Annotated in this window: 9 protein-coding genes; all 9 read left to right on the top strand. The window is 74.0% G+C overall.

The window, feature by feature from the left end; translation table 11 throughout:
• Positions 1-771, top strand: a 771-nt coding sequence (locus tag ABZ914_RS41740; RefSeq protein WP_500200222.1) for a Crp/Fnr family transcriptional regulator, incomplete at its 5' end; no start/stop codon positions are given.
• Positions 772-855: 84 nt separating this feature from the next.
• Positions 856-1,638, top strand: coding sequence for a nucleotidyl cyclase domain-containing protein (locus tag ABZ914_RS41735; RefSeq protein ID WP_500200220.1), 783 nt, complete (start codon positions 856-858; stop codon positions 1,636-1,638).
• A 229-nt stretch (positions 1,639-1,867) separates the two neighbouring features.
• Positions 1,868-3,769 (top strand): hypothetical protein, encoded by a 1,902-nt coding sequence (locus ABZ914_RS41730; RefSeq protein ID WP_500200218.1) that lies wholly within the window; start codon positions 1,868-1,870, stop codon positions 3,767-3,769.
• On the top strand, positions 3,766-4,671 hold the full coding sequence (locus ABZ914_RS41725; protein WP_500200217.1) for a hypothetical protein: 906 nt from the start codon (positions 3,766-3,768) through the stop codon (positions 4,669-4,671). The genes ABZ914_RS41730 and ABZ914_RS41725 overlap by 4 nt, the downstream gene beginning before the upstream one ends.
• The gene (locus tag ABZ914_RS41720) at positions 4,668-5,150 is read left to right on the top strand and encodes a Pycsar system effector family protein (RefSeq protein WP_500200215.1); all 483 of its coding nucleotides are present in this window, start codon (positions 4,668-4,670) and stop codon (positions 5,148-5,150) included. Before ABZ914_RS41725 ends, ABZ914_RS41720 begins: the two co-directional genes overlap by 4 nt.
• Before the next feature lie 44 nt (positions 5,151-5,194).
• On the top strand, positions 5,195-6,493 hold the full coding sequence (locus ABZ914_RS41715; protein WP_500200214.1) for an SWIM zinc finger family protein: 1,299 nt from the start codon (positions 5,195-5,197) through the stop codon (positions 6,491-6,493).
• The gene (locus ABZ914_RS41710; RefSeq protein ID WP_500200212.1) at positions 6,490-6,831 is read left to right on the top strand and encodes a DUF5691 domain-containing protein; all 342 of its coding nucleotides are present in this window, start codon (positions 6,490-6,492) and stop codon (positions 6,829-6,831) included. Before ABZ914_RS41715 ends, ABZ914_RS41710 begins: the two co-directional genes overlap by 4 nt.
• Positions 6,777-7,223 (top strand): MarR family winged helix-turn-helix transcriptional regulator, encoded by a 447-nt coding sequence (locus ABZ914_RS41705; RefSeq protein WP_500200209.1) that lies wholly within the window; start codon positions 6,777-6,779, stop codon positions 7,221-7,223. Before ABZ914_RS41710 ends, ABZ914_RS41705 begins: the two co-directional genes overlap by 55 nt.
• Before the next feature lie 159 nt (positions 7,224-7,382).
• A partial coding sequence (locus ABZ914_RS41700; protein WP_500200208.1) for an LLM class flavin-dependent oxidoreductase occupies positions 7,383-7,959 on the top strand: 577 nt, incomplete at its 3' end.

Below are 7,959 nucleotides of genomic sequence, written 5' to 3'. Positions count from 1 at the left end.
GAGGCCGTCCCCCCCGCCCCCCCCCGCGGCCGCGGCGGCCCTGGCGGGCTCCGGGGCCCCCCCCCGCGGCGGCCCGCCCCGCGGGCCGCGGACTCGATCTGGCCCGCGTCGAGCCTCGTCGGCGGGCTCCCCGACGGCTGCCGCCGCGAGCTGCTGACGCTGGGCACCGAACGCCGCTTCGGCCGCGGCCACAGAATCCTCGAGGAGGGCGACGACTCCACGTTCGTCGTCCTCCTCAGAGCCGGCTTCGTGAAGATCACCGGTCGGCTGGTCGACGGGCGGGAGACCCTGCTCGCGATCCGCACCCGCGGCGACGTGGTGGGCGAACTCGCCGCTCTCGACGAGCACCCCCGGTCGGGAACGGTCACGGCGTCAAGCCCCGTCGAGGTCACCGTCATCACCCAGGGCGACTTCCTCGGCTACCTGAGCCGCCGCCCGCAAGCGAACCTCGCTCTGAACCGGATGCTGGCCTACCGGCTGCGGCAGGCGAACCGGCGCCGGCTCGACTTCGCCGGCTGCGCCGCACCCGTCCGCGTCGCCCGCGTCCTGCTGGAGCTGATCGAAACCTACGGCCGCCAGCGTCCCCGCGGCTGGGTGTGCGACGTGCCGATCACGCAGCACGAACTCGCCGACCTGAGCGGCACATCCGTGGAGACCGCCCAGATCACTCTCCGCCGGCTCCGCGCGGCGGAGGCGCTCAGCACGGGCTACCGCAGGCTCGCGGTCCACGACATGCCAGCCCTCCAGAATGCCGCGCTTCTGACGCCGTGATTCCGTACTGCGCCGGGGACGCGCCGGACGGCCGGAGGGAAGCTCGTTGCGACAAGGTCCCCGACCAGATAGGTGAGCGTGACCGTGAGCGACCCCGACACCCCCGTCCGCAGAACCGTCGTCGCCGTGGACGTCCATCAGTACAGCAGCGCCCGCTCGCTGCAGCAGGTGGACATCCAGGAGACGCTGATCGACGCCTTGGACACCGCTGCGACGCTGTCCGGGCTCGACCGCTCCGGCTGGTACAAGCAGGCACAGGGCGACGCCGAAGTGGCGGTGCTGCCCGCCGACGCGCCCGAACCGGTCGTCGTCGCCGACCTCGTCCAGGAACTGACGAACCGGCTGGCCCGCGTCAATCACGTCCAGGATCCGGCGCTGCGGCTCAGACTCCGCGTTGCGGTCCACTCCGGGATGGTGCATTTCGGCCGCAACGGCCTCCCCGGGCCGGCCGCCGTCCAGACCTGCCGGTTGCTCGACTCGTCGGTCCTCAAGCGGGCCCTGGCGTCGAGCGACGCCGACCTCGCCCTGATCGTATCCGACGCGCTGTTCCGCGACATCGTCGAGCCCGGCTACCGCGGGCTGCGCGCCGTCGACTTCACGCCGGTCGAAGTCCGGTTGAAGGAGTTCACCGGCATGGGGCACGTACGGCTTCTCGGCGGTCCGGGTGCCCGCACGCCGGTCGCGCCGGCCCGACCAGCCCGTCCCGGCGACGAGGCCGCGCCCGCGCCGGCCGATGCGCGAGAGCCCAAGGCCACCCGGCCGGGATCCCGGCAGGAGATACATGCGGCCGCCGTGGCCACCGGCGAGCAGGGGGTCGCCATAGGCCGCGACCAGCACAACCACTACGGGAGCGGCAGTGGGCGATGACAGACCGGCGGAGCAGGCCGGCTCCGCCGCTCAGGACCCGAAGGCCGAACCGGAACCGCGACCGGAGAAGCAGGAAGCCCCACGGCAGCATGACGCCCCGACGGTCTCAGGCGACCCCCATCCGAGGCGGGCGGAGGATCGCAGTCGCCCTGCCGCCCGGAGACCGCCCGAAGGCAACGGCGCCCCCGGGCTCGAGGAGGAGCCCGACGCCGCACTGAGCCCGGCCGAGGTGCGCCGCCGGCTGGCCGAGATCCGCCACATCCGGGCCATGTCCACCGGCGGCGACGCGATCGGCCGCGACCAGATCAACATCACCGTCCACCGGACCGGCACCGGCGAACGGTGGGAGGTCCGCGACTGTGTGACGGGGGACGCCGATCTCACCGCCCACCGTGCGACTTTCGCCGCCACACCGTCCAGGCGGATGCTCGCGGCGGCCCTCACCCGGCGGCGGGTGGCCGTCCTGCGCGCAGGGCCGCGCTCCGGAGCCACGACCACGGCGATAGCGGCGCTGTCCCTGTTCGCCGGCCGGATTCGGGAGGTCACGGGGGACCGGTCCCCGGCTTCCCTCACCGCAGAGATCATCGAGCCTGACTGCGGATACGTCTTCGAGGCGAGGGGCGCCGGCTGGGCGACCCGGCTGCAGGCCCCTGCGGCGTTGGGCTGCCAGAACCTGCTCGCGGCGCGCAACGCTTGGCTCGTGATCATTGTGGCCGCCGACTGCACCGCCGACGCCCTTGACGACCTGATCGTCCACCACGAGCCGCCTGATCCGCTGGATGTCTTGAGCCGCCATCTGCGCGTCCTGCTGCCCGACGACGAAGCCGCGATGGCGGAGGCTCTCCGGGCCGCCGACCCGCCGCCGCGCACACCGGGAGAAGCGGCGGGGCTCGCCCGCGCCGTCGCTCGCGGCCTCGCCCGAGGGCGGACGGTCGGCCAGGTGATGGGCGAACGTCCGCACCCGCTCCGAGCCGAGGCGCGCACGCGGCTGTCGCAGATCCGTGACGGACAGCCTGAGGAACGCGACCTCGTCCGGCGCGCCTTCCTCATCGCCTGGTCGGTGCTCCACGTCCTGCCCGCCGTGCACGTGTGCCGGGCCGCGCAGAGCCTGGCGGCACAGCTGTACGAGACAGAGAAGAAGAAGACCGACGCCAAGCTGGGCCAACTGCCGTTCGGCGACATCCTCACCGCCTGGCTCGGAGAGCCTGCGGGGGACGCCGGCCACGACGCCTTCGAACGCCCCATCGACGTGGACCGCCGCATCCCCATGCGGGCGGGCCTGGCCGAAGCGGTGCTCCATGTCGTCTGGTTCGACTACGTCGTCGCCCACGAGGCACTGCTCCACTGGCTCAGCGAACTCGCCGAGGACTCCGACTCGCGGGTCCGGGCGCTCGCTGCGCTCGCCCTCGGCCGGCTGGCGGTCTACGACTTCGACTTCATGGCGCAGATCTGCTTCGTGGCCTGGTCGAAGAGCAACCGGCAATCGCTGCACCAGGTGACGGCTTGGGCCTTGGAGGAGACGGTCAAGCGCGAACCGGCCCGGCTCGATCGCGTCTTCGACGCGGCCGACGCGTGGGCGCGGGGCCGGAACGGGGCCCAGCGGTCGACCGCGCTGCGCATGTACGGCACATGCCTGGGCGTCCAGAACCCCGAACGGGCGCTGCGGGGCCTCCGCCAGATCGCCCTCAAGGACGCCCCGGCCCTCGCGCAGCCGATCGCCATGTCGGTCGCGGAGATCTTCGCCGGAGGGCAAGGGCCGACCGTCGTCCGGGCGCTGGCCGCCTGGTGCGGTTCCCCTCAGCCGCATGTGCGCCGGATCGCCGCCGGCTGCCTGGCCGAACTGGCTCGTCTGGACGACGCCGAGGGCGTACCTCAGCTGATGGCGCTGTTCGGCGACGAACCGGCGCTCGTCGCCGGGCTGTGGCGGCAGGTACTGACGTCCCGGCAGTGCGGGCGCAAGCCATGGGACGCGCTGCGGGCGTGGCACAAGAGAGGGACGGACCTGACCGGGCTGCGCCTGCGCCTCGAGGAGGAACCCCGCCTTCGGCAGCCGCTCGCCTTCTACCTCGGCTCGTGGCAGCCGGGGAGCCGCGCCCACCGTTCATTCATCCACGTCAAGGAGACGACATGACGGCATACCTGAAGACGGCGTGCGATCACGGGCCGGTGGAGAAGGCGCCGGCCGACGGACGGCTCCGCGCTCGCCTGCGCCGGCTGATGGAACGCGACCGCGAACGCGCCGTGCACTGGCCGGACGGCTTCGCCTTCGCCTCCCCCGCCGAGGGCGACGGTTACGACTTCTCGGTGAAGGTGCACTTCCTCTGGTGCGTCACCGGGATCGCGAGTGTCGAGGGACTCATCGAACGGGCCAAGGAGAACCACCCGGCCCTCCGTGACCGGCTCCTCACCAGGGTCCGGTCGGTGTCCCGGACCGTTGCGCCGTACGAGGCCGCGACGGCGGAGGCGCGGATCAGCCGAATCGTCGAGGACGTCTTCGCCGAGGCCCTGTTCGAGTACCGGGCGCTCGGGAGGATCAGCGGCACGGCGCGCACGATCGAGCCCCACACCGTGGTGAAGCCGGACGAAGCCGTGCGCAAGGCGCAGCAGGCGGCGTGGGATCGGCGGCAGCGGACCGAGAACGACCACGCCTTGGCCGAGCGGCTCGTTCCGCTGTTGACCGAGCGCCGTGAACTGTGGCGGGCGTTCCTGGAGAGCGGCCAGAGCCGTTGGGCCACCCCGTATGCGGTGACCCTCGCGGAGACGTCAGAGGGTGTCGGGGCCGCCGTTCAAGAGATGTTCGAAGAACGGCGCAGGCAGGCGAGGGAACTCACCGGCCTGGTCACCGAGCAGGCGGAAGAGTACGAGGACGCCAACGCCTTCGAACTGATGATCCGCAACGACACCGTCCTGCGGCGGCTGATGGACCTGATGGGCATCGACCGGCCGCCCGAGCTGGCCCCCGCGCCCTTCGGCACCGGCGAGCAGGCCAGGTGGAGCGCGGAGCCGCGGTGGAACGGGGAGGCCCGTCCGTGAGCACCGAGGACGCGTGGCGCGCTCTTGCCGAGGTCAACGGCTGGATACGGGTCGCCGACGCCAAGGCGGCGGCCCTGCTGTCCCTGAGCGGGCTGCTCGGCGGATGGATCGTCTCGGCGCTGCCTGTCGAGCGGCACCCGGGACTCCGGACGGCGATCCTCACGGCGGGCCTGGCCATGGTCTTCGGTACCGCCTGCATGGCCATCCGCGCTCTGCGTCCGGTCGTATGGAAGGGGCCGCCGCACTCAGGCCTGCATTTCGTCGACATCTCCCGGCTGTACGCGTCGGGGGCCGCGTTCGCGGCCGAGTCGGCCGGTCTCATGGCGGATGGCGATCGGCTCACGCGCGAGCTGTGCCAGCAACTCTGGGTCAACAGCACCATCGCGACGCGCAAGTTCCAGAGCGTCGACCGAGCGCTGATGCTCCTGGTACCGGGCCTGGCGGCCACCGTCGCCGCCCTTCTCGCCGAAGGGTGGTGACCGCCTGCGGGCAGGATGTCGGACGGGGCGGATAGTTTCGGGGGGTGAGCGGTCGATGGGATCGGGGGCGGGTCGCCGCGCTGGCGCCGGACGCGGCGTCCGCGAAGGCGGCCGGCGGCGTCGCCCGGCCGGCCCGGTGGGGCGGGACGGGCTGCGACGACGAGGCCGTCTGGGGCGAGTGCCAGGGCAGCGGCAGCAGTGTCTACCGGGCGTGCGCCGACCTGGCCGGGCCGGCGTTCCGCTGCTCGTGCCCGAGCCGCAAGATCCCGTGCAAGCACGTCCTCGGGCTGCTGCTCCTGTGGTCGGACGGGGCGGTCGCGGCCGGGGCGCGCCCCGGCTGGGCCGCGGAGTGGATCGAGCAGCGCCGCGACCGGGCCGGGAAGGAGCTCGAGCGCAAGGCGGCGGGGGCGGCGAAGGCGCGTGACCCGAAGACGGTGGAGCGGCGCGAGCGGCGGGTCGAGGACGGCCTCGCCGAGCTCGACCAGTGGCTCCGCGACCAGGTGACGCACGGGCTCGCGCAGGCGGAGAAGGCGCCCTACGGCCTGTGGGACGACGCCGCGCGCCGGCTCGTCGACGCGCAGGCCGGTGCGCTGGCGGGGCAGGTCAGGGCGCTCGCGGCGATCCCCCGGCAGCCCGGCTGGCCCGACCGGCTGCTGGAGGAGTACGCGCTGCTGCGGCTGCTCGTCCAGGCTTACCGGCGGCGGGAGGAACTGCCCGACGGGCTGCGCGACACCGTGCGTTCGCGGGTCGGTTTCACCGTCGCGCAGGACGACGTGCTGGGTCATGGGGAACGCGTCCGGGACCGCTGGTGCGTGACGGGGGCGCGGGACACCGTGCAGGACCAGCTCACCACCCGCCGGATCTGGCTGCGGGGGCGCGAGAGCGGGCGTCCCGCGCTCGTGCTGTCGTTCGCCGCGCCCGGCGCGGCGCTGGACTCCTCGCTGGCCGTCGGCACCGAGGTCGACGCCGAGCTGGCCTTCTACCCCGGGGCCCGGCCGCTGCGGGCGCTGGTCGCCGAACGCCACGGCCCGGCCGTCCCGGCGGCGCCCGGCGGGACGTCCGTCGCCGGGTTCCTGGACGACCACGCCGCGGCGCTGGCGAGCGACCCGTGGCTGGAGCGCTGGCCCGCGACGCTGGACGCGGTGCGGCTCGCCCGCGGCGAGGGTGGCGGCCTGCACGTGGTCGACGAGGCGGGCGACGCGCTGCCGCTGCGGACCGCCGATCCCTGGCGGCTGCTGGCGGTGTCCGGCGGCGGGCCCGTCACGCTCGCCGGGGAGTGGACGCCGGAGGGGCTCCGGCCGCTGACCGCCTGGCAGGCCGACGAAGGGGCCGTGCTGCTGTGACCGGTTGGAACGAGCACGTCACCGCCGCGCTCCTCGGCACCGAGCGCCGCGACCCGCCCGTCCTGCCGGAGGCGCCGGACGGCCCCGAACCCGACAAGGCGGGCCGGCTGCTGGACCAGGCCGCGCTGCTGACCGTCGCACGGCGGGCCGGGCGCGTCCCCGGCCGCGGAGCCGCCGAGGTGATCGCCCCGGCGCCCGCCGAGGAGGCGCCGGTCGTGGGGGGGGGGGGGGGGGCCCCGCGGCCCGGCCCCGCCGCGTTTCCGCACGCCGGTACAGTGCCGCCATGGCGACTGAGAGGCTGCGCCCTCTGGAGGACGAGGCCTGGCGGGGCTTCCTGATCACCCACGACCGGATCTGGCGTTCGATCCAGGAGGGGCTCGCGCCCCTGAACGTGAGCATGTCCGAGTACAGCGTGCTCGCCCTGGTCGGCGAGGCCGGCCCGCAGGGCATGCGGATGTCCGAGCTGGCCGAGCGCCGGCTGATGTCCTCCGGCGGGTTCACCCGCCTCGCCGACCGCCTGGAGCGGCGCGGCCTCATCGAGCGGCGCCGCTCCGCCGACGACGGCCGCGGTTTCGAGGTCACCCTGACGGACGAGGGCCGCGCCCTGCTGCGCGAGGCCTGGCGGCAGCAGTACGGCGACCTCCGCAGGCTCTTCTTCGACCGGCTCGACGAGGACGACCTCCGCCACCTCGCCCGCGTCTGGAAGCGGCTCGCCGCCGAACCGCGATAGTCCCCCGCTGACCGGCCCGGGCGTCCCGCGGACGCCCGGTGCGCCGAGGCCGTCCCTCCGTCCCGCGCGGCGGCGGCTTCGCGTCCCGGAATATTTGCCTGTGCAGATAACTTATTCGGGGCGTCGCGGGACGGGCCCGCCGGCGGAGAGGGGACGGCGATGACGTTCGAGATCGGGATCATGACCTTCGGCGAGGTCACGGAGGACCCCGCCACGGGGCGGGCGCCGTCGCCCCGGCGGCGCGTGCGCGAGACGATCGAGCAGGCGAAGGTCGCCGACGAGGCGGGCCTCGACGTGTTCGGCGTCGGCGAGCACCACCGCTCCGACTTCGTCGGGTCGGCGCCGGCGATCCTGCTGGCGGCCGCGGCGGAGGCGACCGAGCGCATCCGGCTGACGAGCGCGGTCACCGTGCTCGGCTCGGAGGACCCGGTCCGGGTCTGGGAGCAGTTCGCGACGATCGACCTGCTGTCGCACGGCCGGGCCGAGATCATCGCGGGCCGCGGCTCCTACACCGAGTCCTTCCCGCTGTTCGGCTACGACCTGCGGGACTACGGGGACCTCTTCCGCGAGAAGCTCGACCTGCTGCTCCGGATCCGGGAACGGAACCCGCTCACCTGGCAGGGGCGCTTCCGCGCCCCGCTGGTCGACGCCGACATCGCGCCCCGCGCCGACGGCGGCACCCTTCCGATCTGGGTGGGCGTCGGCGGGTCGGCGGCGTCCGCGATCAGCACCGGCA

This window comes from Spirillospora sp. NPDC046719 (assembly GCF_040645715.1).
GTDB lineage: Bacteria > Actinomycetota > Actinomycetes > Streptosporangiales > Streptosporangiaceae > Spirillospora.
The sequence above is the reverse complement of the archived record's forward strand: the minus strand, read 5'-3'. Positions and strand labels throughout refer to the sequence as shown.